We start from the raw sequence: 26,311 nt of genomic DNA, 5'->3' as shown, positions 1-26,311 counted from the left end.
CGCGAGACCTCTGGGACACTGGGGCCCATGAATTCCGAAGAAGCCGGCCCACGGGCCCTGTCGCACCTGCACACCCTGGGCCTGCTGACCGACGCCGAACACGCGCAGGCGCTCGCGCACCCCGACCTGCCGAACACCGCGCTGCGCACCCCGAGCGAAGCGCTGGGCTGGGCGGCCGCCAAGGGCATCGTCGCGCCGGAGTCGCTGCCCGGCCTGCGCGCCCGCGCCGCCCCCGGCGCGCAAGACGAGGCGCACCGCACCGTGGCGAATGCGGTGGCCATGGTCAGCGGCCAGGCGCCGGCCTGGGTGCTGCTCGAGATCAGCCTCATGGCGAACCGCCTGGAAGACGGCGTGACCGAGAGCGCCCTCGATCAACTGCAGGCGCTGCAGCTGGTCGACCCCGCGCAGCACGCACAGGCCCTCGGCCTGCTGCCCGCACAGGAACCCGAATGGGCAGCGCCCGCCTCGCCGGCCGCCACGCTGGCCTGGGCCGTGCGCACCGGCGTGCTGACGCCCGCGCAACTGCAGGCCCTCGCATCGCCGATGTCCGCGGTCTCGCCGGAAGGCCGGCAGGTCGTGGCCGACGCGCTCGCCCGCACGGAGCCCAGCAGCGGCGGGCGCACGAAGACCGTGCGCACCCACAGCGTGACGTGGAGTTCCACTGGCGCCTCCGGCTCGCCCCGCGCGGGCAAGGTGATCGCTGTCGTGGCGGTGGTGGCCGTCGCGCTCTACTTCCTGTTCGCCCGGTAGGCAGCAAGGGGCCCCGATAGCGACCGCCTAAAATGCTCGCCCACCGCTTCCCGCCGGGCGGCAAAGACACAAGGACCCCGAATGAACTCTCTACGCCGCGCCCTGGCCCTCGGCCTCGCTGCCGCCACGCTCGCCTTCGGTGCCCAGGCCCAGAACCGCGAACTCACCGTGGCCTCCAGCGCCACCTACGCGCCGTTTGCCTTCGAGAACAAGGACAAGCAGATCGTCGGCTTCGACATCGACATCATCAACGCCATCGCCAAGCAGCAGGGCCTGAAGATCAAGATCGTCAACACGCCCTTCACCGGCATCTTCGGCGCGCTGAACAACGGCGACGTCGACCTCGTGATCTCGGGCGTCACCATCAACGAGAAGCGCAAGCAGAGCTACGACTTCACGCCGCCGTACTTCGCGGCGCGCCAGCTGATCGCGCTGCCGAAGAACAGCACCGTGGCCTCGCTGAAGGACCTCACGGGCAAGAAGATCGCCGTGGTCAGCGCCTCCACCGCCGACGACATCGCCTCGCGCGAATTCGGCAAGACCAGCCCCAACATCCGCCGCTTCGAGAGCACGCCGCTCATCATTTCCGAGCTGGCCGGCGGCGGCGTCGATGCCGCCATGGGCGACAACGGCGTGATCGCCTACCGCGTGGCGCAACACCCCGAGCTGAAGACGCTGGACGACAAGTCCTTCCCCGAGGAAGGCTTCGGCATCGTCGTGAAGAAGGGCGACAAGGCGCTGCTGGACAAGCTCAGCGCCGGCCTAGCGGCCATCCGCGCCGATGGCAGCTACGTGACGATCTACAAGAAGTGGTTCAACAAGGACCCGAACGTGCGCTGAGCCGCACGGCATTTTCCTGAACACGGCCGCCCTCACGCGGCCGTTTCGTTTTTCCGCTGACCGACAGATAGACAGAGAGTTGAGGACGCAAGCATGGAACAACCAGTGCTGCTTTTCGGATGGTTCCGCTGGGACATCCTCGTGGAATACAAGGACCTGTTCTGGCAGGGCGCCTGGATGACGCTGCGCATGACCGTGGTCTGCGTACTGCTGGGCGCCAGCTGGGGCCTGTGCCTGGCGCTGGCGCGGCTGGCGCAGGCGCGCCATGCACCGTGGACCTGGGTCACGCGCCTGCTGCTGCGCTGGCCCGCCACGGTGTACGTGAGCTTCTTCCGCGGCACGCCGCTGTTCGTGCAGATCCTGCTCATCCACTTCGCGGTGATGCCGGTGTTCATCCACCCGAGCACGGGCCTGCTCATCGACGGCGAACTCGCGCGCACCCTCAAGCAGGAGCACGGCGCGCTCATCTCCGGCGTGGTTGCGCTCACGCTGAACTCGGCGGCCTACATCTCCGAAGTGTTCCGCGCCGGCATCCAGTCGATCTCGCGCGGGCAGTTCGACGCCGGCCGCTCGCTGGGCCTGAGCCCCGCGCAGGTGATGCGCTACGTGGTGCTGCCGCAGGCCTTTCGCCGCATGCTGCCGCCGCTGGGCAACAACGCGATCGCGCTGCTCAAGGACACCTCGCTGGTGTCGGCCATCGGCCTGGCCGAGCTGGCCTACGCCGCGCGCACCGTGGCCGGCGCCTATGCGCGCTACTGGGAGCCGTACCTGGCGATCTCGGTGGTGTACTGGGTGATGACGCTGGTTCTGACGACCTTGCTGCGCCGCCTGGAACACCGTCTCGCGCGCAGCGACCGGGGCTAGGCGCGCCGCCTCGCGCCACAATAGCGCGACATGCCGCCCATATCCCCCGAAGAGACACCCCTCCCGCCGGCCCGGCCGCAGCCCTCGAACCTCGCGGCGCTCGAGCCCCTGAAGCTCCCCGTGTTCCGCATGCTGTGGAGCACCTGGCTCATCGCCAACATCTGCATGTGGATGAACGACGTGGCGGCGGCGTGGATGATGACCTCGCTGACCACCTCGCCGATCTGGGTCGCGCTGGTGCAGTCGGCCTCCACCCTGCCGGTGTTCCTGCTCGGCCTGCCCAGCGGCGCGCTGGCCGACATCCTCGATCGCCGGCGCTGGCTGGTGGCCACGCAGTTCTGGCTGGCCGGCACCGCCGTGGTGCTGTGCGCCGCCATCGCGCTCGACGTGATGACCGCGCCGCTCCTGCTGGCGCTCACCTTCGCCAACGGCATCGGGCTGGCGCTGCGCTGGCCGGTGTTCTCGGCCATCGTGCCCGAGCTCGTTCCGCGCCAACAACTGCCGGCGGCCCTGGGCCTGAACGGCATCGCCATGAACGCCTCGCGCATCGTCGGTCCGCTCACGGCCGGCATGCTGATCGCGAGCGCAGGCAGCGTGTGGGTGTTCGCGCTCAACGCGGTGCTGTCGGTGGCCTCGGGCTTCGTGGTGCTGCGCTGGCGCCGCGAGCACACGCCCAACCCGCTGGGCCGCGAGAAGCTCATCAGCGCGATGCGCGTGGGCGTGCAGTTCGTGCGCCAGTCGCAGCGCATGCGGGCGGTGCTCACGCGCGTGTCGCTGTTCTTCTTCCACTCGACGGCGCTGCTGGCGCTGCTGCCGCTGCTGGCACGCAACCTCCAGGGCGGCGGCGCCGGCACCTTCACGCTGCTGCTGGCCGCCATGGGCACGGGCGCGATCATCGCGGTGCTCTTCCTGCCGCGGCTGCGCCAGGCGCTCGGGCGCGACCAGCTGGTGCTGCGCGGCGCCATGCTGCAGTCGGCCGCCACGGCGGTGATGGCCGTGGCGCCCAACGCCTGGGTCGCGGTGCCGGCGATGTTCTTCGGCGGCATGGCGTGGATCACGGTGGCCAACTCGCTGTCGGTGTCGGCCCAGCTGGCGCTGCCCGACTGGGTGCGCGCGCGCGGCATGTCGACCTACCAGATGGCGATCATGGGCGCGAGCGCGATCGGCGCGGCGCTGTGGGGCCAGGTGGCCACCGTCACGTCGCTGAAGCTGAGCCTGGCCATCGCCGCCGTGAGCGGCACGCTGCTGATGCTGGCGGCCATGCGCTGGGTGACCGACGTGAGCGGCGAAGACGACGTGCGCCCCGCCCAAGCCGGCTGGGCCACCGGCCCGCCGGCCGAGGCGCCGCAGGAAGACGGCCGCGTGGTGATCACGGTCGAGTACCTGATCGACCCGTCGCGCGCCGCGGCCTTCCACCTCGTGATGCAGCAGACCCGGCGCGCGCGCCTGGGCCAGGGCGCCATCGGCTGGGAGCTGCTGCACGACATCGCGCAGCCCGAGCGCTACGTGGAGCAGATCGTGGACGAGTCGTGGACCGACCACCTGCGCCGCTTCAACCGCGCCACCGCCGCCGACATGGCGCTGCGCGAGCGCCGGCTGGCCTTCCACCTGGGCGAGTCGCCGCCGGTGATCACGCGCTTCGTGGTGCGGCGCTGAGCAGGGCCGTCAGCGGAAGAACGCCAGCCGCGCGAGGAAGGTGTGGTCGGCCTCCGCCGCCATCAGCCCGACCAGCACCAAAAGGCACAGCGGCGGCAGCAGGATCGCGTAGACCAGCGCCATCCGCTCCCACGCCATGTGCATGAAGACCGCGACGATGAGCCCGGCCTTGAGCAGCATGAAGACGATGATCAGGCCCCAGCGCAGGTAGCTCTGCACATGGAAGTAGTCGACCATGTACGACATCGCGCTGAGCACGAACAGGAGCCCCCAGATCTTCAGGTACAGGCCGATCGGGTGCTGCTGGCCAGTGGTGGCGTGGGTGGTGTTCATGATGATGGTCCTCACCAGAGATAGAACAGCGCGAAGATGAAGACCCACACCAGGTCGACGAAGTGCCAGTACAGGCCCACGATCTCGACCACCTGGTAGTTGCCGGCCTTGTCGTAGTCGCCGCGAATGAGCTTGAAGGCCACCGCGAACAGCAGCACCACGCCGGCCGACACGTGCAGCCCGTGGAAGCCGGTGATCATGAAGAAGGCCGCGCCGAACTGCGCCGCGCCCATCGGGTTGCCCCAGGGCCGCACGCCCTCCTCGAGGATCAGCTTGGACCACTCGAAGGCCTGCATGCCCACGAAGAGTTCGCCGAAGGTGGCGGTCACGAGCATCAGCGTAGCGGCGTTCACGCGGTCGCCGCGGTAGGCGAAGTTGACCGCCATCGCCATCGTGCCGCTGCTGCTGATGAGCACGAAGGTCATGATCGCGATCAGCAAAAGCGGCACGTCGGCCCCGCCCACGTGCAGCGCGAACACCTCGCTCGGATTCGGCCAGGCCACGGTGGTCGAGACGCGCACCGTCATGTAGCCCGTGAGGAAGCAGCTGAAGATGAAGATGTCGCTCAGCAGGAAGATCCACATCATGGCCTTGCCCCACGAGACGTGGAAGGCCTGGCGGTCGGACGACCAGTCGGCCACCAAGCCGCGCCAGCCGCTCGTGGCGACGGCGGAGCCAGTGAGGGTTGCGGTGCTGGAGTTCATGCGAAGCCTCCTCACGCCGTGCCGCAGAGGACGCGCGCCACCTCCGGCGTCACCCACCCCAGCAGCGCGAACAACGCCAGCCACACGGCCAGCATGAAGTGCCAGTAGCGCGCGCACAGCGCGATGCGCCATCCGGCCCGGGCGGGGTCGGCCCAGGCGACGCGCGCCGCCATCGCCCACCCCACCAGGCCGCCCGCCAGGTGCAGCCCGTGCATGGCGGTCAGCAGGTAGAAGAAGCTGCCCGACGGGTTGCCGGCCGGCAGCACCTGCGCGTGCGCCATCGCGGCCCAGGCCCACAGCTGCACGCCGAGAAAGCCCACCGCGCACAGGCCGCCGGCCAGCAGCAGGCGACGCATGCGCGCCGGGTCCACGCGGCGCGAAGCGGCTTCCAGCGCCACGCTGCCCGCCACCAGCAGCGCCGAGCTGAGCCACAGCTGCCACGGCAGCGCGAGCGCGACCGCATCGCCGCTGCTCATGCGCATCACGTAGGCGACGGTGAACAGGGAGAACAGCGCGGTGACCACGCCCATGAAGACCCACAGGCCGATGCCCGCCGCGCTCGCGTGCGCGTCGCGCAGCCGCACGTCGCGGGGCAGGCCGCGCAGGCGCAGGGCGGCGTCCGCGTTCATGCCGGTGCTCCGCGCGCGCCGCTCACCGGCACGTCGTCCTTGTCGTCGCTCGCCTGCGGCGGTGCGTTCTGCGCGATGAAGTCTTCCGCCGCGCCCGGCACGCCGTAGGCGTAGGCCCAGCGGTAGGCCACGGGCAGCCGCGGCCCCCAGTTGCCGTGGCCGGGCGGCGTCTCGGGCGTCTGCCATTCGAGCGAGGCGGCGCGCCACGGGTTGGCGCCGGCCGGCCGGCCGCGCCAGGCGCTCCAGGCCAGGTTGACGATGAAGAGCAGCTGCGCCACGCCGACCACCAGCGCGACCACGGTGATGAATTCGTTCAGGCTGAAAGCCGACGGCGGGATGAACTTGTAGCCGTCGAAGTTGTAGTAACGCCGCGGCATGCCCAGCACGCCCAGGTAGTGCATCGGGAAATAGATCGCGTAGGTGCCCAGGAAGGTGATCCAGAAATGCAGCCGGCCGATCCGGTCGTCCAGCATGCGCCCGGTGATCTTGGGGAACCAGTGGTAGATGCCGCCGAACACCACCAGCAGCGGCGCCACGCCCATCACCATGTGGAAGTGCGCCACCACGAAGTAGGTGCCCGACAGCGGAATGTCCACGCTCACGTTGCCCAGGAACAGGCCCGTGAGCCCGCCGATCACGAAGGTGCACACGAAGGCCAGCGCGAACAGCATCGGCACCGACAGGTGGATGTCGCCGCGCCACAGCGTGAGCAGCCAGTTGTAGACCTTGATCGCCGTGGGCACCGCGATGACGAGCGTGGTGGTGGCGAAGAAGAAACCGAAGTACGGGTTCATGCCGCTCACGAACATGTGGTGCGCCCACACCACCACGCTGAGCCCGCCGATGGCCACGATGGCCCACACCATCGTGCGGTAGCCGAAGATGCGCTTGCGCGCGTGCACGCTGATGAGGTCCGACACGATGCCGAAGGCCGGCAGCGCCACGATGTAGACCTCGGGGTGGCCGAAGAACCAGAACAGGTGCTGGAACAGCAGCGGGCTGCCGCCCTTGTGGCCCGACAGCTGCCCCATCGACACCAGCGCCGGCATGAAGAAGCTGGTGCCCACCGTGCGGTCCAGCAGCAGCATCACGCCGCTGACGAACAGCGCCGGAAAACCCAGCAGCGCCAGCACCGTGGCCACGAAGATGCCCCACACCGTGAGCGGCATGCGCAGCAGCGTCATGCCCCGGCAGCGCGCCTGCAGCACGGTGGTCGCGTAGTTCAGGCCGCCCATGGTGGTGGCCACGATGAAGATCAGCAGCGACACCAGCATCAGCACGATGCCGCCGCCGTGGCCCGGCGTGCCGGGCAGGATCGACTGCGGCGGGTACAGCGTCCAGCCCGCGCCGGTGGGGCCGCCCGCCACGAAGAAGCTGGCCATCAGCACCACCACCGACAGCAGGTAGACCCAGAAGCTCAGCATGTTGAGGTAGGGGAACACCATGTCGCGCGCCCCCACCATGAGCGGGATCAGGTAGTTGCCGAAGCCGCCCAGGAACAGCGCCGTGAGCAGGTAGATCACCATGATCATCCCGTGCATGGTCACGAACTGGTAGTAGCGCTCGGCGTTGATGAACTCGAACTGGCCGGGAAAGCCCAGCTGCAGCCGCATCAGGTTGGACAGCACCAGCCCGACCACGCCCACCGCGATGGCGGTGCAGGCGTACTGCACGGCGATCACCTTGTGGTCCTGGCTCCAGACGTAGCGGCGCAGGAAGCCCTGCGGCGCCGGGTGGCCGGCGTCGTCGTGCTCGTCGTCTTGAGTGAGCGCAGAAGAAGTCATCGCGCGGCCTTCTGTTCGGTGGCAGCCTGCGCCGGCGGGCTGCCCAGACTCTGGATGTAGGCCACCAGCGCGGCCAGTTCCTCGTCGCTCAGGTCGATCTTCGGCATCACCGGCGGGAAGCCCTTCACGTGCCGGGCCTGCGGGTCGCGGATGAAGCTGCGCAGATAGGCCTCATCGACCAGCGCCGTGGTGCCGTCGGCCATCGACTCGTTCTTGCCGTACAGGCCCTTCCAGGTCGGCCCCACGCGTGTACTGCCGTCGATGGTGTGGCAGGCCACGCAGCCCTTGGCGTCGGCCAGCGCGCGGCCCTGGTCGACGCGTGCGCCACCGCCGGCCGGTGCCTGGGCAGCCTGCGCCGCCTTGGCCGCCTGCGCCAGCTGCATCGCGCCGAAGGTCGGCAGCGCCGTGCGCCAGGCGTCGTAGGCCGCCGCGTCCTCCACCACCACGAAGCCGCGCATGTTCGGATGGCCCACGCCGCACAGCTGCGCGCACAGTGCCTCGTAGCGGCCCGCGACGGTCGGCGTGAACCAGAAGCGGCTCACCTGCCCCGGCACGATGTTCATGCGGGCGCGGATGGGCGGCACGAAGAAGTCGTGCAGCACGTCGTGCGAGCGCATCAGCACCAGCACCGGCTGGCCGATCGGCAGGTGCACCTCGTCGCCGGGGACCAGCAGGTCGTCCAGCCCCGCCGCGTCGGCCGGGTCGAGCCCGAAGGGGTTGGCGGCGCTGACGAAGCGCGCATCGGTCGCGCCCAGCTTGCCGTCCGCGCCCGGCAGGCGAAAGCGCCACTGCCATTGCTGGCCCAGCACCTCCAGCACGCGCGCGTCATGCGGCGTGCGCACGTAGTTCGCGTACACCACGAGGCCGGGCGCCAGCAGCGCCATGATGCCGACGGTGGTGCCGCCGATGAGCCAGCGCTCCAGCGTGCGGCTCTCGGGCGCATGCGGCGCCACGCGGCGCCCCTCGCGGTGGCGAAAGCGCACCACGGTGTAGGCGAGGAACAGGTTGATGACGACGAAGAACAGGCCCGTGATGAGCAGCGTGATGGTCAGCGTGTCGTCCATGCGCTGCCAGTTGGAGGCCAGCGGCGTCGTCCACCACGGGTTGACGACGTGGAACGCCACCGAGGCCACCACGATGAGCAACAGGACGACGGCGATGGTCATGTGCTGCGCTCCCTGGGGTGGCCATCGTGGGGTCCGGGAGTCGCATGCGCGGCGGCTTCAGCGGATCGCCGGGATCCGCGGCTCTTCGCCCTCGAAGCGGGCCTCGGGGTGCGTGGCCTCCAGCATCGCCTCGACCTCGCGCACGCGCGACGGCGGCAGGTCGACCATCAACAGGACCTGGCCCTGCGCGATGGCGCTCTCGAAGCGCGCCAGCCGCGGGCTCGGGATCGACACGCCGACCATGGTGGCCGACCAGGCGCCCACCACGCCGCCCAGCAGCGCTAGGCCCACGGCCACGGCCCATTCGGGCTCGTCGCCGAACACGGGGAACAGCAGCGCGGCCAGCAGCCCGACGACCACGCCGCAGGCGGTGCCGAGCACCCAGCCGGTCTTGGCGGCGTGAACGAGGTCGGAGGTCTGCCAGACGTTGGCCGCATGGAGCCCGGCCATGTCCTGGCCTTCGCGTGCGGCGAAATGCAGGTGCGCGATGTCGACACGCGCCTGCAGCAGATCGTGCATCGCCTGCCTGGCACTCGCCAGGTCCGGCAACAGCCAATAGATGCGTCTTTTCACGGCGCCTCCTTTCCGTCTTGCGACGAGCAAGAGACCATGCTTGAGTTATAGGCTCAACAAGGGCCGCATTCAAGTCGGCGCGCCATCGGGACCGACCCGGTGAGTACGGAAGTTCGTCGGTTCCCAGATGCGCGATTGCACTGAATAATCCGCCGCTCCAGGCCCCCACGGCCTCATGAAAAACAAGAAGGAGCAGACGACATGCGCATGGAGCGAGGCCCCCGGTTTTCCCACTTTTCTCGGTTTTCTTTTCCCCGCCGTCATCCGGCATCCCCCCTTCCCTGGCTCGCGGCCGCCCTTGCAGGGCTCGCAGGCGGCGCCGCGCACGCGGCCTGCGGCCCCACCGCCACGCCGGTCACCGGCGACACGGTGGTCTGCGACGGCACCACGACCGTATCGCCCAGCGTGATCGCCACGCCGGGCAGCACCGGCGTCACCATCACCGTGAACAGCGGCGCCACGCTGACCACCAACGCCACGCAGGCGCTGTTGGTGCGCGATGCCAGCACGATCACCAACAACGGCACGATCACGGTGTCGGGCGGCTCGGGCTCGGCGCGCGCGGCGATGGTCGCCACGGGCAACGACAACACGCTGACCAACAACGGCACGCTGAGCACCACGAGCAGCGGCACCGCGGGCATCCTGGTGACGTCGAACAGCAGCACGCGCACGCGCATCACCAACAACGGCAGCATCGTCACCACGGGGGGCAGCTCGCACGGTATCTCTTTGCTGGGCCCGGGCAACACGGTGATCAACAACGGCAGCATCTCGGCCATCGGCAGCTCGGCCAAGGGCGTGTACCTGCAGGGCGGCAACCTCGTGGCCAACCTGCTGGTGAACACCGGCAGCATCGCCACCACGGGCGCCAACTCGCCGTCGGGCGGCGCCGACGCGGTGCATGCGAACACGCTGGGCGGCACCTTCTTCTCGCGCGTGGAGAACCGGGCCGGCGCCACGCTCTCGAGCGCCAACGGCTACGGCTACCGCGGCCAGAACGGCAACGACGTGCTGGTCAACGCCGGCACCATCGAAGGCCACGGCGGCACCGCCAGCACCGACGCGATCTACATGGGCGCGCTCGGCAACGGCACGCTGATATTGCAGACCGGCTCGGTCATCAAGGGCGGTGCCGACGGCGGCGTCGGCAAGACGGCCAGCACCTTTCTCGAAGGCAGCGGCACGGTCGACAACGCCTTCCGCAACTTCCAGCACCTGACGATGCGCGGCACCGCGTGGTCGTGGCAGACCGACGCGAGCTTCTCGGATTCGATCCGCGTCGAGTCCGGCCGCTTCACCCTGCCCGCCACGCTGACCAGCCCGGTCATCGCGGTGTTGCCCGGCACCACCGTGGCTGGCACCGGCACCTTCGCGGGCAACGTCACCAACCAGGGCACGCTGCTGCCCGGCCCGAACGACGGCGTCGGCTTCGGCGCCTTCACGGTGCGCGGCAACTACGTGGGCGGCAGCGGCGCGCTGCTGCAGGTCAACACCGTGCTGGCGGGCGACAACGCGCCCTCGGACAAGCTGGTGATCGACGGCGGCGCGGCCACGGGGTCCACCGGCCTGCGCGTTGTGAACCGCGGCGGCCTGGGCGCGCCCACGCTGGCCGACGGCATCCTGGTGGTGCAGGCCGTCAACGGCGGCACCACGGCCGACCACGCGTTCTCGCTGACCCATGCGGTGGAGGCCGGTGCCTACAACTACCGGCTGTTCCGCGGTGGCGCGACAGGCAGCAACCGCGACAACTGGTACCTGCGCAACAACGGCTACCTCGTGGGCGGCACCGTGGTCGGCTCGCTGGAAGAAGCCGCCGAGGTGATCGCCGAGACCGGCGCGCCGGCGACGGTGGAGCAGGTCAAGCTCTACCGGCCCGAGGTGCCGCTGTACAGCGCCCTGCCGATCGCCGTGCGCCGCCTCGGGCTGGCGCAGCTGGGCACCTTCCACGACCGGCAGGGCGATGCGCAACTGCTCGCGGACGGTGAAGGCCGGCAGGCCTCGTGGGGCCGCGTGTTCGGCGAAAGCACGCGGCAGCGCCTGCGCGGCGATGCGAACCCGCAGTTCGACGGCAGCGTGAGCGGCCTGCAGCTGGGCCACGACTTCCTGGCGGCCACCGACGGCGCGGGCGGGCGCCACCGCGTCGGCGTGCTGGGCGGCTACACGCGGGCCAGCGGCCACGCGAGCGGCGTCGCCGGCGGCGCCACCAACGAGGCAGCCGGCCGGCTCACCGTCGAGGGCTACAGCCTGGGTGCCTACTGGACCCGCATCGCGAGCAGCGGCTGGTACAGCGACGCCGTGCTGCTGGCCACGCGCTACAAGGCCGACGCACGCTCCACCCTGGGGCGCGGCGGCCGCCCGCATGGCACCAATGTGACCGCATCGCTCGAGGCCGGCTACCCGCTGGCGCTGAGCGACACCGTCACGCTGCAGCCGCAGGTGCAGCTCATCTGGCAGCGCAGTTCGCTCGACGACTTCGACGACGGCCTCTCGCGCGTGCGCTTCGAGCGCGACAACGCCGTCACCGGCCGGCTGGGCGCGCGGCTCGAAGGCCGCTTCGAGGCGGGCGGCGGCGTCTGGAAGCCCTACCTGAAGCTCAACCTGTGGCACACCTTCAGCGGCAGCAACGCGATCTACTTCGGGCCGAGCGACCGGGTCGCCAACCGCCGCAACGCGAGCGCCCTCGAAGTGGGCGGCGGCATCGTCGGGCAGGTGAACAAGACGCTGTCGGTCTACGGCGGCCTGGCCTACACCAGCGCCATCGGCATCACCGAGCAGACCGGCGTGCAGGGCCAGCTGGGGCTGCGCATGCGCTGGTGACCCCGGGGCGCCGGGCGCCCGGACGGCTCGACTTTTGACCGTCCGTGTAAATTTGATGGCATGCGGTTTGCTTGATAAATATCAACGGGTATCCACGGATAGCCAGTCTTTTTTGACCGTATGGATAATTTAGCCCATCATCCCGTCCGCCCGCCACGAGGTACACCCCGATGAATCACCCCCCCTTGCGCAGCCGCTTCTGGTCCGACCTGACCAGTGAAGAGTTCTCCCGCCTCGACCGCGAACGGCTGATCGCCGTGCTGCCGGTGGGGGCGACCGAACAGCACGGCCCCCACCTGCCGATGTCGACCGACACCGCCACCATCGACGGCATGGTGCGCGCCAGCCTGCCCTACCTGCCCGACGACCTGCCGGTGCTGTTCCTGCCCACCGTGCCCTACGGCAAGAGCAACGAGCACTCGCGCTACCCGGGCACGCTCACGGTGTCGGCGAACACGCTGATCTCGCTGTGGAAGGACGTCGGCGCCTGCGTGGCCAAGGCCGGCGTGCGCAAGCTGGTGCTCTACAACAGCCACGGCGGCCAGATGAGCGTCATGGACATCGTGGCGCGCGACCTGCGCGAAGAGCACGACATGATGGTCGTGGCCGCCAACTGGTACACGCTGGGCCTGCCCGAGGGCCTGTTCACCGCGCACGAAGGCAAGCACGGTATCCATGCCGGCGATCTCGAGAGCTCGGTGATGCTGCACCTCACGCCCGACTACGTGCGCCGCGACCAGTTCCAGAATTTCGGCTCCCTGACCGAACAGATGGCGGCCGAGAACAAGTTCCTGTCGATCACGCCCAGCGGCAAGCTCGGCTGGCAGATGCACGACATCAACCCGGCCGGCGCCGCCGGCGACGCCACCCGCGCCAGCGCCGAGAAGGGCGCCGCGGTGCTCGACCACGTGGGCCAACGCTTCGTCGAACTGCTGCACGAGATCGACCGCTTCCCGCTCTCGCGCCTGGCCAACGTTCCGGCCTGGCGCTGACGCCAAGGAGTCCCATGGAAAGCACCACGCCATCCACGCCGCCCCTGGTCCGCCTGCGCAACGTCGGCAAGCGCTTTGGCAACGGCACGCTCGCCCTGCAGGGCATGACACTCGACATCGGCGAGCACGACTTCGTCAGCTTCCTGGGCCCCTCGGGCTGCGGCAAGAGCACCGCGCTGCGGCTGATTGCCGGGCTCACGCGCATCAGCTCGGGCGACATGCAATGGTCGGGCGCCAACACCGGCAGCGCCAAGGACAGCAAGAGCGACCGCGACCTGGGCTTCGTGTTCCAGGAGCCCACGCTCATGCCCTGGACCAAGGTGTTCGACAACGTCTGGCTGCCGCTCAAGCTGGCGGGCATGAGCCGCGACGAAGCCGCGCCGGTGGTGCAGCACGTGCTGGAGCTGGTCGGCCTCTCGCGCTTTGCCGACGTGTACCCGCGCGAGCTCTCGGGCGGCATGAAGATGCGCGTGTCGATCGCGCGCGCGCTGGTCACGCACCCGCGCCTGCTGCTGATGGACGAGCCCTTTGCCGCGCTCGACGAAATGACGCGCATCAAGCTCAACAACGACCTGCTGGCCATCTGGCGCGAGCACCGCTTCTCGATCGTGTTCGTCACGCACAGCGTGTACGAATCGGTCTACCTGTCGAACCGCATCGTCGTGATGGCGGCGCGCCCGGGCCGCGTGATCGACGAGATCGCCATCGACGAGCCCTACCCGCGCGGAGAAGCCTTCCGCACCTCCAGCCGCTACAACGCGCACTGCACGGCTGTTTCGCAATCTCTGCACGGAGCGCTCCATGGCCTCGACATCGACCATTGAAACCGTGATGCCCCTCGACACCAACGAAGCCACGCCGTCCGCCGAGACGCTGCGTGCGCACGAAGACAAGCTGCGCCGGCGCGAGGCCACGCTGCGCATCGTCGTGCCGGTCGTCATCGTCGCGGCGCTGCTGCTGGTGTGGGAGTGGATGGTGCGTGCCAACGACATCCCGCACTACATCCTGCCGGCGCCCTCGCTCATCCTGCGCACGCTGTTCGACAACTGGGGTTCGCTCTCGGGCGCGCTGTGGTTCACGGTGAAGCTCACGCTGCTGGCGCTGGGCGCCGCCATCGTCGGCGGCGTGCTGCTGGCGATTGCCTTCGCGCTGTTCAAGTGGGTGGAGATCGGCCTGTTCCCGATCGCCGTGATCCTGCAGGTGACGCCGATCATCGCGATCGCGCCGCTGATCCTGATCTACGTGTCGAGCACCACCGCGGCGCTGTTGCTGTGCGCGTGGATCGTGGCCTTCTTCCCCATCCTGTCGAACACCGTCATCGGCCTGAAGAGCGCCGACAGCAACCTGCGCGACCTGTTCCAGCTGTACAAGGCCTCGCCCTGGCAGACCTTCCGCTACCTGCTGGCGCCCAGCGCGCTGCCGTACTTCATGGCGGGCCTGAAGATCGCCGGCGGCCTGAGCCTGATCGGCGCGGTGGTGGCCGAGTTCACGGCCGGCACGGCGGGCAAGGAAACGGGGCTGGCCTCGCGCATCCTCGAATCGAGCTTCCGCACCGAGATCCCGATGATGTTCGCGGCGCTGCTGCTGGTGTCCTTGCTGGGCATCGTGATCTTCATCGTGTTCGCCGCCCTGTCGCGCCTCGTGCTCGGCCACTGGCATGAAAGCGAAATGCGCCGTGAACGCTAGAACCCCGCTGTCCACCGTCGACTGGGACGCCGTGCGCGAGGACCTGCACGGCCTGAACGTGATCGCCACGCCCAGCCAGCGCAAGCAGCTGTCGAAGGACTTCTACTGGTACAGCCCGATCCTCACGGCGCAGCTCGCGGGCTGCGTGGCCGACCTCGTGGTCAAGGTCAGCACCGAGGACGACGTGCGCCAGGCCGCGGCCGTGGCCGCGAAGTGGAAGCTGCCGCTCACCGTGCGCGCGGGCGGCACCGGCAACTACGGCCAGTGCGTGCCGCTCGAAGGCGGGCTCGTGCTCGACGTGACGCAGATGTGTCGCGTGCTCGACCTGGCCGACGGCCGCATCCGCGTCGAGGCCGGTGCGCGCATGCACGACATCGACCTGGCCGCGCGCGAGACCGGGCAGGCGCTGCGCATGTGGCCCTCGACCTGGCACGTGGCCAGCATCGGCGGCTTCATCGCGGGCGGCTTCGGCGGCATCGGCTCGTTTCGCCACGGCATCCTGCGCGACCCCGGCAACCTGCTGCGCGCGCGCGTGATGACGGTGGAGCGCGAGCCGCGCGTCATCGAGCTGGTGGGCGACGAGATCCAGCAGGTGCACCATGCCTACGGCACCAACGGCGTGATCCTCGACGTGGAAGTGGCGCTGAGCCCGGCGGTCGACTGGGTGCACTGCACGGCGCTGTTCGACACCTACCGCGGCGCGCTCGACTTCGGCATCGCCGCGCAGGCGCCCTCGCTGGACATCTTCCTGCTGTCGAGCGTGGAGGCGCGCTTCTCGCCCTACTACACGGCCATGGGCGACCGCTTTCCGCCCGACCGGCACGCGGTGTTCACCATGGTCTCGCCCGATTCGATGGCCGAGTTCCGCGCGCTCGCGGCGGCGCACGGCGGCACCCTGTCGGTGGCCGGCACCGAGGCCGAACTGCAGGCCGAGGGCCTGCCGCCGGCCTACGAGTGCGCCTTCAACCACACGACGCTGCAGGCGCTGAAGGCCGACCGCAGCTGGACCTACCTGCAGGTGGCCTACGCCCAGCCCTTCGACCCGGCCGTGGTCGAGCGCCACATGCAGGTCTTCGGCGACGACGTGCTGCAGCACCAGGACTTCGCGCGCGCCAACGGCCAGTGCGGCACCTTCGGCATCCTGCTCGTGCGCTGGAAGGGCGAGGCCCACCAGTACGAGGTGATGCGCGAGATCGAGTCGGAAGGCGGCGCGCAGATCTTCAACCCGCACGTCTTCACCATCGAGGACGGCGGCATGAAGACCATCGACACGCAGCAGATCGAGTTCAAGAAGCGCAGCGACCCGATGGGCCTGATGAACCCCGGCAAGACGCGCGGCTGGACGCCCGACATGGCCGTCGAGCGCTGAGAAAAACATTTAGTCTTCCCATCCCGTCCCCACCCCAACCTCCACAGGAGTCCGTCCCCATGCGCATCCCCGCTTTCTCTCTTCGGCCGCTGGCCTTCGGCCTGGCCCTCGCAGGCGCCGCCTTCGCCGCACAGGCCCAGGACAAAGTGGTGTTCGCCACCAACTGGAAGGCGCAGGCCGGCCACGGCGGCTTCTACCAGGCGCTGGTGGACGGCACCTACAAGAAGTACGGCCTGGACGTGGAAATCATGCAGGGCGGCCCGATGGTCAACAACCGGCCCATGCTGCCGGCCGGCAAGGTCGACTTCCTCATGACCGGCAACCTGCTGCAGTCCTTCGACAACGTGAAGAACGGCGTGCCCACCGTGGTGGTCGCGGCCATCTTCCAGAAAGACCCGCAGGCCATGTTCGCCCACCCGGGCCAGGGCTACGACACCTTCAAGGACATGACCAAGGCGCCCGTGGCCTTCATCGGCAAGGACGGCCAGTTCAGCTTCTGGCAGTGGATGAAGTCGGAGCACGGCTTCAAGGACGCGCAGCTCAAGCCCTACACCTTCAACGTGGGCCCGTTCCTGGCCGACAAGAAATCCATTCAGCAGGGCTACGCCATCTCGGAGCCGCTGTCGATCAAGGCGCAGGCCGGCTTCGACCCGGTGGTGCACCTCTTGGCCGACCACGGCTTCTCGACCTACGCCACCACCATCGAGACCCGCGCCGACCTCATCAAGACCAAGCCCGAGACGGTGCGCAAGTTCATCGAGGCCTCGATCGTCGGCTGGAACAACTACCTGTACGGCGACAACAAGGCCGCCAACGAGCTCATCGCCAAGACCAACCCCGACGCCACGCCGGCCGCGCTGCAGGGCTCCATCGACCTCATCAAGAAGATGGGCATCATCGACAGCGGCGACTCGCTCACCAAGGGCATCGGCGCCATGGACGAGGCGCGCGTGAAGGACTTCTACGAGAAGATGGTCAAGGCCGGCCTGTACAAGCCGGGCGAGATCGACCTGTCGAAGGTCGCGACCACGCAGTTCGTCAACAAGGGCGTCGGCGTCGACATCCGCAAGAAGCTCACCGGCAAGTAATTCGCTTCGTTTTTTCCCGTGGGTCGCGCGGGGCTTGCGCCGGGGTCAGATGCCGGCGCCTGGGTTGCCATAAGGCACGCGCGGCCTTTTATCCCTGGGCTCTGACCCCGTCTCGCCGAAAGGATCTGTTTTCACTCAAGCGCCCTCGCGAAGCCCTGTTGCGCGGTGCAGTGCAAGGCGCCCTGAGCGCCGTGTAGCACCGCTACACAAGCGAAGGGCAACGCCGCAATGCGCCGCGCAACAGGGCTTCCCTCCGGGCTGGCCCCGCCATACGGCGTCTGCTTTGTCGGCCGGCTTGACCATGGATGACCATGGCCTGCGCCGCCCTTCGCGCATCCACCGCATGGCGGGGCCAGCGCGAGGGCGCTTGAGTGAAAACAGATCCTGTGCGAACCGGCCCGAACCATGAAAACGCTCGTCGTCCACTGCCATCCGAACCCTGACAGCTTCAACCACGCGCTGTACCGCACCGCCCTCGAGGCCCTCACGCCGCGACACCCCGTCAAGGCCATCGACCTGTACGCCGAGGGCTTCGACCCGACGCTGACACGCGAAGAGCGCATCGCCTACCTCGACAACCCCGAACTGATCCGCGAGCGCGTGAAACCCCACGTCGAAGCGCTGCTGTGGGCCGAGCACCTGGTGTTCGTCTACCCCACCTGGTTCCATGGACCGCCGTCCATGCTCAAGGGCTGGCTCGAGCGCGTGTGGCTGCCGGGCGTGGCTTTCCTGCCCGCCGAGCGCAAGGGACAACTCGCCAAGTCGGGCATGCGGCACATCCGCCGGTTGACGGTGGTGACCACGGGCGGTTCGCCGCGCTGGTTCGTGATGGCCATCGGCGACCCGGGGCGGCGGCTGTTCACGCGCGCGCTGCGGGCACTGTTCGCGTGGCGCTGCAAGGTGACGTGGCTGCAGTTGCACGACATGAACGCCGTCACCGACCGCGACCGCACCCATTTCATCGCGCGCGTGGCGCGCACGCTGCACAACATCCAGTAGACACGCAGGGAGACACACACCATGAGCCTCGAACGCACGCTGACCGTCCGTGTCGAACGCATCTCGCGGCAGACGCCGGAAATCCTGGCCTTCGAGCTGACGCACCCGTGGGGCCGCGCACTGCCCGGCTACGAGGCCGGCGCGCACATCGACGTGCACATGCCCGGCGGCTTCTCGCGCCAGTACTCGCTGGCGCGCGCGCCCTCGGGCACCGGCGGCTACGTGATCGGCGTGAAGCGCGAACACGCCAGCCGCGGCGGCTCGGCCTCAATGCACGAGCGCGTGCGCGAGGGCGACCTGATTGCGATCAGTGCGCCGCGCAACACCTTCCCGCTGCGCGCCGAGGCCCGGCGCCACCTGCTGCTGGCCGGCGGCATCGGCATGACGCCGCTGCTGGCCATGGCGCAGGCGCTGGCCGCGCGCGGCGCCGACTTCACGCTGTGCGTGTTCGCGCGCAGCGAGGAGCACCTGGCCTTCGCCGAGGCGCTGCATGCGCCCGCGCTGGCACCGCACCTGAAGCTGCACCTCGACCAGGGCGACGCGACGCAACGCATCGACCTGCGCGCGCTGCTGGCCGAGCGCACGCCCGACACGCACCTGTACGTGTGCGGCCCCGGCGGCTTCATGCAGGCGGTGCGCGAGGCCGCCGCGCACTGGCCCGAAGACGCGCTGCACACCGAGTACTTCGCCGCGCCCACCGGCACGGCCGCCGCCACCACCGGCCTGCCCTTCACGCTGAAGCTGGCGCGGCGCGGCATCGAGGTGCCGGTGGCGGCCGACCAGACCGCGGTCGATGCCTTGCACGAAGTCGGCATCGACATCCCCGTGTCGTGCCAGCAGGGCCTGTGCGGCACCTGCGTGGTCGAGGGCGACGGCGACGGCGCCGAGCACCGCGACTTCTGCCTCACGGGCACCGAGCGGCGCACCAAGGTGGCACTGTGCTGCTCGCGCGCCAAGGGCCCCGACCTGGTGCTGCAGCTGTGAGCGTGACGGACACCGACAGCGAAGCACCCGCCACGCGCGGGCGTTCGCGCAAGTACACGCAGGTGCTGGGCCTCATCAACCAGGCCGCCATCGAGGTGTTCGCCAGCGATGGGCTGGCCGGCGCCTCGACGCAGGCCATCGCCGACAAGGCCGGCCTGTCGAAGGCGCAGCTGCACTACTACATCGAGAGCAAGGAGGCGCTGTACCGCCAGGTGCTGCAGGACATCCTCACCGACTGGATCGTGGTGTTCGGCTTCAGCGACGAGGCCTTCGGCCCGCGCAAGGTGCTGGGCGACCTGATCCAGCGCAAGATGATGTTCTCGTTCGAGCATCCGCTGCGTTCGCGCATCTTCACCGCCGAGATGATGCGCGGCGCGCCCGTCATCAACAGCATGATGGACACGAGCAAGCAGCGCACCGACCAGGCCGCCGCCGTGATCCAGAACTGGATGAACCAGGGCCTGATGGACAAAGCTGACCCGATGCTGGTGCTGTTCCACATCTGGGCCGTGACGCAGTTCTACGCCGACCACGCCACGCAGGCCGCCTACTACCGCAACACGGCGCAGCAGGGCGAGGACAAGGACCGCCGCTACCTCATCGAGCAGGTGACGGAGTTCCTGCTCAAGGGCGCGGGCGTCAAGTAGCCGCGCGCTGCGGCAGGTACATGGTGGCTTCGACTTCCACCAGCACCTCGTCGCCCGGCAGGAAGCGCGACACCTCGACCACCGTGCTCACCGGCGGCTCGCCCGGATAGAACAGGCCGCGCACGCGGTTGTAGAAGGCGTAGTGCGGCAGGTGGCGGAAGTACTGCACCAGCTTCACCACGTCTTCCATGGTGCCGCCGTGCTCGGCCGCGATCTGGCGGATGCGCTCCAGCACGAACCAGCTCTGCGCCACGATGGGCGCCTCGAAGATGTCGACCGACATCTGGCCCGTGGCATAGCCCACGCCCTGCAGCGCGGTGCGGGCTTCTTCCGGGATGGCGTCGTAGCCGGCCACCGCGCGGCGCGTGGCCGGGTCGACGGCGACCACGCCGCTCATGAAGACGAAATCGCCGACGCGCTTGGCGGCGGCATAGTTGGCCATCGGCTTGCCCATGCTCATGGTGTGTTCTCCAGTGCCCGGCCTGCGCGGTAGACGGTGCGTTGCCGTCCGCGCGGGCCGATGAGTTCGTGTTCGTCGGTGGCGGCCAGCACCACCAGGTCGGCCGGGCAGCCCGGCGCGATGCGGCCGTCCCACGCGAGGCCCAGCGCCTTGGCGGGGTTCACGGTGATGGTGTCGAGCCAGTCGGCAGCAGGCGCGAGGTGCGCCATCTGCACGCCCAGGCCGAAGGTCTCGAGCAGGTCGTAGCTGCCGTAGGGATAGAAGGCGTCCTGCACGTTGTCGGTGGCCAGGCTGGCGCGCAGGCCGTGTGCCGCGGCCTCGCGGATGCGCGTGATGCCGCGCGCCACGGGCGTGCGGTCCCACGCGCCCTGCAGGTAGAGGTTGGTGGTCGGCAGCGCGACGAGGTGCAGCCCGGCGCCGGCGCACAAGGTGAGCGTCTCGGCCGCCACGGCGTCGTCCTGCACCGAGAGCGAGCAGGCGTGGCCGCAGACCACGCGGCCCTTGAAGTCGCGCGCGCGCACCAGCTGCGCGATGCTGCGCAGGCCGCTGGCGTCGGTGTCCAGGCCTTCGTCGACGTGGAAGTCGAGCCCCAGCCCGTGCTGTTGCGCGAGGTCGAACACGCGGCCCAGCTTGGCGAAGAGGCCGTCGTTGCGGTAGATGAAAGCGCCCAGCGCGCCGCCCGCGCGCTTCACGTCGCGCGCGATGCGCTCGCCGGCGGCGAGGTCGGCGAACACGTCGAGCGGCACGAGCGCGACGAACTGCAGCTCGATGCGGCCCGCCCACTCTGCGCGCAGCGCCTCGAACACGGCCAGCGCGGCCGGCGGTTCGGGCTCGACCCAATCGAGGTGCGTGCGCAGCGCGCGCGTGCCGGCGCGCCAGGCCTCGTGCAGCGCGCGCTCCATGCGCAGGCGCAGCGAGGCGCCGGTCCAGCTCGCGCGGTGGCGGCCCATGCGTTCGATGGCGGTGAACAGGTCGCCCTGCGCGGCGCCGACGTCCTGCACGGTGAAGTTCTTGTCGATGTGCGCGTGCGCCTCGACGAGCGCGCTCAGCAGCGTGCCGCGCGCTTGCGTCTGCGAGGCACTGGGCGCGATGGCCGCGACCTTGTCGCCCTCGATCGTGACGTCGAAGACCTGCGCATCGCCCGCTGCCGCGAAGCCCCGCAGCGGCGCCGGAATGCGCAGCGCTTCGAGCGTCGTGGTCGTCATGCGCGCTGGCGCCAGTCGCGCAGCCAGCCCAGGCCGGCCGAGGTGCCGCCGGGCTCCATGCCGCGGCGCGGGCGGTACTCGCAACCGACCCAGCCTTGCCAGCCGCACTGCGCCGACACCTCGTCGATCACGCCGAAGAGGTAGTCGTAGTTCTGCTCGCCCACATCGGGCTCGTGGCGCTCGGGCACGCCGGCGATCTGCAGGTGGCCGACGCGGCCGGTGGGCAGGTACTGGCGCAGCTTCATCGCCACGTCGCCTTCGACGATCTGGCAGTGGTACAGGTCCATCTGCACCTTGAGGTTGGCGGCGCCCACGGTCTCGACGATCTGGTGCGCATGGTCCTGCCGGTTGAGGAAGAAGCGCGGAATGTCGCGCGTGTTGATCGGCTCGATCAGCACGTCGCGCCCGGCCTTCGCGGCCTCGGCCGCGGCCCAGCGCAGGTTCCCGACATAGACGGCCTCTGCCGTCTCGCGTGCGAGGTTGTCAGGCACGAGGCCGGCCATCACGTGGATGCGCGGGCAGTCGAGCGCCACGGCGTAGTCGATGGCCTTGGCAATGCCTTCGCGGAACTCGCCCTCGCGCCCCGGCAGGCAGGCCAGGCCGCGCTCGCCGCCGGCCCAGTCGCCGGGCGGTCCGTTGAACAGCACCTGCTGCAGGCCGTTGTGCTTCAGGCGGGCGACGATTTCCTCTTTCGAGAAGTCGTAGGGAAAGAGGTACTCGACAGCCTGGAAGCCGTCCTTCGCGGCGGCGTCGAAGCGGTCGAGAAAAGCGAGCTCCGGGTAGAGCATCGAGAGGTTGGCGGCGAATTGGGGCATGGGGTGTTTGTACTACCAGCGCGCACCGAAAGTGCGGCGCAGTTCATCGATCTGGTCGGGGGTGAGCGGTGCGGGCCGGGTGGCCTGCGTGAGCATCTGCAGGCGGGCGGTTTCTTCCAGCTCTTCGAGCACGGCCATCGCGGCGGCCGGCGTCTCGTGCCAGACGTTGGGGCCCAGGCGCGCGAGCATCGCCGCGCGGATCGGCGTGCCGGCCGCGCCGTAGCGCGCGATGGCCTGCGCCACCTGCTCGGCCGCCTCGGGTGCGCCGGGGCGGTGGTACGGGATGACCGGCACATGGCCGACCTTCATCACGAAGTAGGGCGTGAGCGCAGGCAGCAGTTCGGCCTGCGGGTTGCCCAGGGTCAGGGCGACGCAGTGCGTGCTGTGCGTGTGGATCACGCAGGCCGTGCCCGCATCGAAGCCGCGCGCGGCGGCGTAGATGCGCGTGTGCAGCGCGATGGTCTTGCTGGCGCGGTCGCCGCCGGTCTGCACGCCCTGCGCATCGAGCCGTGCGAGCCGCGCGGGGTCGAGAAAACCCAGGCTGGCGTCGGTCGGCGTGATGAGGAAACCGTCGTCCAGCCGCACGCTGATGTTGCCGGCCGTGGCGTGCACGTAGCCGCGCTCGAACAGGCTGCGGCCGACGCGGCAGATTTCGTCGCGGGCTTCGTTCTCGGTCATGCGAGCACTGTAAAAGCTTTGGTGAAGAAATCGTCGCTGCCGAAGTTGCCCGACTTCAGCGTGATGTGCAGCCCGGCTTCGGGCGCAGCATCGCAGCGCGCATGGCACCACGGCACGCCGGGGTCGATCTGCGGACCGATCTGCATCTGCGCGATGCCCAGCGCCTGCACGCAGGCACCCGAGGTTTCGCCGCCGGCCACCACGAGCTGGTGCACGCCGCGCTCGACCAGGCCGCGCGCAATGGCGGCGATGGTGCGTTCGACCATCGCACCGGCTTCTTCCACGCCGAGCCGCCCCTGCACCGACTTCACGGCACCGGCTTCGGCGGTCGAGTAGACGAGCACGGGGCCCTTGTCGATGAGCGGTGCGGCCCAGGCCAGCACTTCGGCCGTCACGTCCACGCCCGCCGCGATGCGCAGCGGGTCGATGGCCATGGCCGCGCCGCCGCGCTGGATGAAGTCGAGCACCTGCCGGTTGGTGGCGAGCGAGCAGCTGCCCGAGACCACCGCGGTCTTGCCGCCGGCCTTCGGCAGCGCGCTGGCCTGCGACGACGGCGCGAGGCCGAAGTTGGCCGGCAGGCCGATGGCCACGCCCGAGCCCGCCGTGAGCAGCGGCAGCTTCGCGAGCGCCGGGCCCATGCGCAGCAGGTCGTCGTTCGACACCGCGTCGACGATGGCGATCGACACGCCTTCGGCCTTCAGCTGCGCGATGCGTTCTTCGATGGCCGCTGCGCCGCGTGCGACCACCGCGTGGTCGATGAGGCCCACCTTGCGCGTGCACTGCGCCTGCAGCACGCGCACGAGGTTGGGGTCGGTCATCGGCGTGAGCGGATGGTTCTGCATGCCGCTCTCGTTGAGCAGCACGTCGCCCGCGAACAGGTAGCCCTTGAACACGGTGCGCTTGTTGTCGGGGAAGGCGGGCGTGGCGATGGTGAAGTCACAGCCCAGCGCGTCCATCAGCGCCTCGGTCACCGGGCCGATGTTGCCCTGTGCGGTGCTGTCGAAGGTCGAGCAGTACTTGAAGTAGATCTGCTGCGCGCCCTGCGCCTGCAGCCAGCGCAGCGCCTCGAGCGACTGCGCGATGGCCTCGGCCGGCGCGATGGTGCGCGACTTGAGCGCGACCACGACCGCATCCACGTCCGCATCGAGCGGGCCGGCGGGCACGCCGATGGTCTGCACCACGCGCATGCCGGCGCGCACGAGGTTGTTGGCCAGGTCGGTGGCGCCGGTGAAGTCGTCGGCGATGCAGCCGAGCACGAGCTTCGCCATCGCTCAGCCCTTCAGCGCCAGCGTGACCGCCTGCGCGTTCTCGCGCACGTAGTCGCGCAGGATGGCGTCGAAGCTGGCGTCGGCCTTCAGGCCCAGCGCCTCGGCGCGCGCCGCGTGGATGCGGCTGGGCCAGCTGGTGACGATCTTCGCGATGGCGGCGTCGGGTTCCCAGTCGATGAGGGCGGTGGCCTCGGTGCCGGCGATGCGCTCGAGCGCCTGCGCCATCTCGCGCACGGTGGTGGTCAGCGCGGGCAGGTTGACCGCGGTGCGCGCGCCCCATTCGGCGGCGCCGGCGGTGGCCGCACGCACGATGCCGGCGACGGTGTTGCCGGGCGAGGCCAGCGCGACCGGCGTCTCGGGCGCCACGGGGCAGCGTGCGCGCACGCCGGCCAGCGGCTCGCGCAGCATGCCGCTCAGGAAGCTGGAGGCCGCGCCGTTCGGACGGCCCGGGCGCACCGACACCGTCATGAGCCGCACGTTGCGGCCCTGCACGAAGCCCTTGCGCGTGTAGTCGGCCACGAGCTGCTCGCCGATGAACTTCTGGATGCCGTAGCTGTTCTGCGGCGTGGGCAGCGTGGTGTCCTCGATCACCGCGGGCAGGCGCTGCTCGGGCGAATCGCCGAACACGGCGACGGAGCTGGAGAACACGAACACGGGCGCATGGCCCGCGCTGCGGCAGGCGTCGAGCAGGGCGCGCGTGGTGTCCAGGTTGCTGCGCATGCCGAGGTCGAAGTCGGCCTCGCACTCGCCGCTCACGGCGGCGGCGAGGTGGAACACGGCGTCGGTGTCGGCCAGCGGCAGCGCGCCGTTGGCGGCCTGCTCGTAGAGGTCGCCCTGCACGAACTGGATGCGCGCGTCGGCGGCGAGGTCGGCGGGCGGCGGCACGCGGTCGGCGAGCGTGATGCGTGCGATGTCTTGAGGCTGGCCGCCAGCCAGTGCGAGCGGGCCGCCCGCGAGCAGGGTGCGGGCGAGGCGGGCGCCGAGGAAGCCGCAGCCGCCGGTGATGAGAACGTTCATGGTGTGTGTCTTTCCTGGGTCGGTGGAGCGCTGTCGCTCGATGCTATTTTTTCGATTCTTTCGCAACGGGCAATTCGATGCCCGGGAAGATCTTGATGACCGCGCTGTCGTCCTCGCGCGCGAAGCCGGCCGTGGAGGCCTGCATGAACATCTGGTGCGCGGTGGACGACAGCGGCAGCGGAAACTTGCTGGCGCGCGCCACGTCGAGCACCAGGCCCAGGTCCTTCACGAAGATGTCGACGGCCGACAGCGGCGTGTAGTCGCCCGCCAGCACGTGGGCCATGCGGTTCTCGAACATCCAGCTGTTGCCGGCGCTGTGGGTGATGACCTCGTACAGCGCGTCGGGGTTCACGCCTTCGCGCAGGCCCAGCGCCATGGCCTCGGCCGCGGCGGCGATGTGCACGCCGGCCAGCAGCTGGTTGATGACCTTCACCTTGCTGCCCGCGCCGGCCGAATCGCCCAGGCGGTAGACCTTGGCGGCCATCGCGTCGAGCATGGCGCCGGCCTTCTCGTAGGCCGCGGGCGTGCCGGCGGTCATCATCGTCATCTGGCCGCTGGCGGCCTTGGCGGCGCCGCCGGAAATGGGCGCGTCGAGGTACAGGATGCCCTGCTGCGCCAGGCGCGCTTCGAGCGCCACCGACCAGTTCGGGTCGACGGTGGAGCACATCACGAACAGGCTGCCGGGCTTCATCGATGCCGCGCAGCCGGGCGTGGTGCCGTCGCCGAACAGCACCGACTCGGTCTGCGCCGCGTTGACGACCACGCTGACCACGATGTCGCACTGCGCGCCGAGCGCGGCCAGCGTGTCGCAGGCCGTGCCGCCCTCGCGCGCGAAGGCCTCGGCCACGCCGGGACGCACGTCGAACACATGCGGTGCATGGCCCGCGCGGCGCAGCGATTGCGCCATGCCGCTGCCCATGGCGCCCAGGCCCACGAGGCCGACGACGGGGGTGGTGTTGGAAGAAGAAGTCATGTCGTGCGTCT

Annotated in this window: 26 protein-coding genes; 13 read left to right on the top strand and 13 right to left on the bottom strand. The window is 69.6% G+C overall.

What is annotated here, in order from left to right; genetic code table 11:
- Positions 1 to 27: 27 nt before the first annotated feature.
- From AC1RAA_RS20285 to AC1RAA_RS20270, 4 genes are all read left to right on the top strand, one after another.
- Positions 28 to 750 carry a hypothetical protein gene (locus AC1RAA_RS20285; RefSeq protein WP_492730281.1) on the top strand — a complete coding sequence of 241 codons (723 nt, stop codon included), beginning with the start codon at positions 28 to 30 and terminating at the stop codon, positions 748 to 750.
- Between the two features lie 81 nt (positions 751 to 831).
- Positions 832 to 1,590, top strand: coding sequence for a basic amino acid ABC transporter substrate-binding protein (locus tag AC1RAA_RS20280; RefSeq protein WP_062479619.1), 759 nt, complete (start codon positions 832 to 834; stop codon positions 1,588 to 1,590).
- 93 nt (positions 1,591 to 1,683) lie between these two features.
- The gene (locus tag AC1RAA_RS20275) at positions 1,684 to 2,454 is read left to right on the top strand and encodes an amino acid ABC transporter permease (protein ID WP_492730279.1); all 771 of its coding nucleotides are present in this window, start codon (positions 1,684 to 1,686) and stop codon (positions 2,452 to 2,454) included.
- Positions 2,455 to 2,484: 30 nt separating this feature from the next.
- Positions 2,485 to 4,110: an MFS transporter gene (locus AC1RAA_RS20270; RefSeq protein ID WP_095950483.1), complete on the top strand. Its 1,626-nt coding sequence runs from the start codon at positions 2,485 to 2,487 to the stop codon at positions 4,108 to 4,110.
- Between the two features lie 9 nt (positions 4,111 to 4,119).
- Here AC1RAA_RS20270 and AC1RAA_RS20265 read toward each other — a convergent pair whose 3' ends face one another.
- The 6 genes from AC1RAA_RS20265 to AC1RAA_RS20240 are packed head-to-tail and all read right to left on the bottom strand — an operon-like array spanning position 4,120 to position 9,299.
- The gene (locus AC1RAA_RS20265) at positions 4,120 to 4,443 is read right to left on the bottom strand and encodes a cytochrome C oxidase subunit IV family protein (RefSeq protein WP_062479625.1); all 324 of its coding nucleotides are present in this window, start codon (positions 4,441 to 4,443) and stop codon (positions 4,120 to 4,122) included.
- 11 nt (positions 4,444 to 4,454) lie between these two features.
- A complete protein-coding gene (locus tag AC1RAA_RS20260) occupies positions 4,455 to 5,147 on the bottom strand; it encodes a heme-copper oxidase subunit III family protein (RefSeq protein WP_070063243.1) in 693 nt (230 codons plus the stop codon).
- Between the two features lie 11 nt (positions 5,148 to 5,158).
- A complete protein-coding gene (locus tag AC1RAA_RS20255; protein WP_307582194.1) occupies positions 5,159 to 5,776 on the bottom strand; it encodes a cytochrome c oxidase subunit 3 family protein in 618 nt (205 codons plus the stop codon).
- The gene (locus AC1RAA_RS20250; protein ID WP_492730276.1) at positions 5,773 to 7,560 is read right to left on the bottom strand and encodes a cytochrome c oxidase subunit I; all 1,788 of its coding nucleotides are present in this window, start codon (positions 7,558 to 7,560) and stop codon (positions 5,773 to 5,775) included. The genes AC1RAA_RS20255 and AC1RAA_RS20250 overlap by 4 nt, the downstream gene beginning before the upstream one ends.
- Positions 7,557 to 8,726 (bottom strand): c-type cytochrome, encoded by a 1,170-nt coding sequence (locus AC1RAA_RS20245; protein ID WP_492730274.1) that lies wholly within the window; start codon positions 8,724 to 8,726, stop codon positions 7,557 to 7,559. The genes AC1RAA_RS20250 and AC1RAA_RS20245 overlap by 4 nt, the downstream gene beginning before the upstream one ends.
- A 57-nt stretch (positions 8,727 to 8,783) precedes the next feature.
- On the bottom strand, positions 8,784 to 9,299 hold the full coding sequence (locus tag AC1RAA_RS20240) for a hypothetical protein (protein WP_062479635.1): 516 nt from the start codon (positions 9,297 to 9,299) through the stop codon (positions 8,784 to 8,786).
- 201 nt (positions 9,300 to 9,500) lie between these two features.
- Between AC1RAA_RS20240 and AC1RAA_RS20235 the strand changes: the two genes are divergently transcribed.
- The 9 genes from AC1RAA_RS20235 to AC1RAA_RS20195 all read left to right on the top strand — a co-directional run bounded on the left by AC1RAA_RS20235 (position 9,501) and on the right by AC1RAA_RS20195 (position 19,884).
- Complete coding sequence (locus tag AC1RAA_RS20235) at positions 9,501 to 12,119, top strand: autotransporter family protein (RefSeq protein WP_492730272.1); 2,619 nt, start codon at positions 9,501 to 9,503, stop codon at positions 12,117 to 12,119.
- 170 nt (positions 12,120 to 12,289) lie between these two features.
- Positions 12,290 to 13,111, top strand: coding sequence for a creatininase family protein (locus AC1RAA_RS20230; RefSeq protein WP_307582202.1), 822 nt, complete (start codon positions 12,290 to 12,292; stop codon positions 13,109 to 13,111).
- Positions 13,112 to 13,125: 14 nt separating this feature from the next.
- A complete protein-coding gene (locus AC1RAA_RS20225) occupies positions 13,126 to 13,935 on the top strand; it encodes an ABC transporter ATP-binding protein (protein WP_492730270.1) in 810 nt (269 codons plus the stop codon).
- Positions 13,913 to 14,797: an ABC transporter permease gene (locus AC1RAA_RS20220; protein WP_216360118.1), complete on the top strand. Its 885-nt coding sequence runs from the start codon at positions 13,913 to 13,915 to the stop codon at positions 14,795 to 14,797. Before AC1RAA_RS20225 ends, AC1RAA_RS20220 begins: the two co-directional genes overlap by 23 nt.
- Positions 14,769 to 16,166 (top strand): FAD-binding oxidoreductase, encoded by a 1,398-nt coding sequence (locus AC1RAA_RS20215; protein WP_492730267.1) that lies wholly within the window; start codon positions 14,769 to 14,771, stop codon positions 16,164 to 16,166. Before AC1RAA_RS20220 ends, AC1RAA_RS20215 begins: the two co-directional genes overlap by 29 nt.
- Before the next feature lie 59 nt (positions 16,167 to 16,225).
- Entirely contained in the window at positions 16,226 to 17,254 is a 1,029-nt protein-coding gene (locus AC1RAA_RS20210; protein WP_095950475.1) for an ABC transporter substrate-binding protein, read from the top strand.
- Between the two features lie 405 nt (positions 17,255 to 17,659).
- Positions 17,660 to 18,253: an NAD(P)H-dependent oxidoreductase gene (locus tag AC1RAA_RS20205; RefSeq protein WP_062479647.1), complete on the top strand. Its 594-nt coding sequence runs from the start codon at positions 17,660 to 17,662 to the stop codon at positions 18,251 to 18,253.
- Positions 18,254 to 18,274: 21 nt separating this feature from the next.
- The gene (locus AC1RAA_RS20200; RefSeq protein ID WP_492730265.1) at positions 18,275 to 19,237 is read left to right on the top strand and encodes a PDR/VanB family oxidoreductase; all 963 of its coding nucleotides are present in this window, start codon (positions 18,275 to 18,277) and stop codon (positions 19,235 to 19,237) included.
- Positions 19,234 to 19,884, top strand: coding sequence for a TetR family transcriptional regulator C-terminal domain-containing protein (locus AC1RAA_RS20195; protein WP_492730263.1), 651 nt, complete (start codon positions 19,234 to 19,236; stop codon positions 19,882 to 19,884). Before AC1RAA_RS20200 ends, AC1RAA_RS20195 begins: the two co-directional genes overlap by 4 nt.
- Here the strand turns inward: AC1RAA_RS20195 and AC1RAA_RS20190 are convergent.
- The 7 genes from AC1RAA_RS20190 to ltnD are packed head-to-tail and all read right to left on the bottom strand — an operon-like array spanning position 19,877 to position 26,300.
- Positions 19,877 to 20,344 (bottom strand): RidA family protein, encoded by a 468-nt coding sequence (locus AC1RAA_RS20190; protein WP_062479653.1) that lies wholly within the window; start codon positions 20,342 to 20,344, stop codon positions 19,877 to 19,879. The two genes, AC1RAA_RS20195 and AC1RAA_RS20190, sit on opposite strands and share 8 nt — an antisense overlap.
- Positions 20,341 to 21,549, bottom strand: a complete 1,209-nt coding sequence (locus tag AC1RAA_RS20185) for an amidohydrolase family protein (RefSeq protein ID WP_492730262.1) — start codon at positions 21,547 to 21,549, stop codon at positions 20,341 to 20,343. The genes AC1RAA_RS20190 and AC1RAA_RS20185 overlap by 4 nt, the downstream gene beginning before the upstream one ends.
- A complete protein-coding gene (gene otnI / locus AC1RAA_RS20180; protein WP_492730260.1) occupies positions 21,546 to 22,364 on the bottom strand; it encodes a 2-oxo-tetronate isomerase in 819 nt (272 codons plus the stop codon). Before otnI ends, AC1RAA_RS20185 begins: the two co-directional genes overlap by 4 nt.
- A 12-nt stretch (positions 22,365 to 22,376) precedes the next feature.
- Complete coding sequence (locus AC1RAA_RS20175) at positions 22,377 to 23,042, bottom strand: class II aldolase/adducin family protein (protein ID WP_492730258.1); 666 nt, start codon at positions 23,040 to 23,042, stop codon at positions 22,377 to 22,379.
- Entirely contained in the window at positions 23,039 to 24,310 is a 1,272-nt protein-coding gene (otnK, locus tag AC1RAA_RS20170; protein WP_492730256.1) for a 3-oxo-tetronate kinase, read from the bottom strand. The genes AC1RAA_RS20175 and otnK overlap by 4 nt, the downstream gene beginning before the upstream one ends.
- A gap of 3 nt (positions 24,311 to 24,313) precedes the next feature.
- Positions 24,314 to 25,327 (bottom strand): D-erythronate dehydrogenase, encoded by a 1,014-nt coding sequence (gene denD, locus AC1RAA_RS20165; protein ID WP_070063257.1) that lies wholly within the window; start codon positions 25,325 to 25,327, stop codon positions 24,314 to 24,316.
- A gap of 43 nt (positions 25,328 to 25,370) precedes the next feature.
- A complete protein-coding gene (gene ltnD / locus AC1RAA_RS20160; protein ID WP_095747282.1) occupies positions 25,371 to 26,300 on the bottom strand; it encodes an L-threonate dehydrogenase in 930 nt (309 codons plus the stop codon).
- Between the last annotated feature and the right edge of the window lie 11 nt (positions 26,301 to 26,311).

It is taken from the genome of Variovorax sp. GW823-FHT04F07, assembly GCF_058795995.1.
Note: the sequence above shows the minus strand (reverse complement) of the source record. Positions and strands in the feature narration are given on the sequence as shown.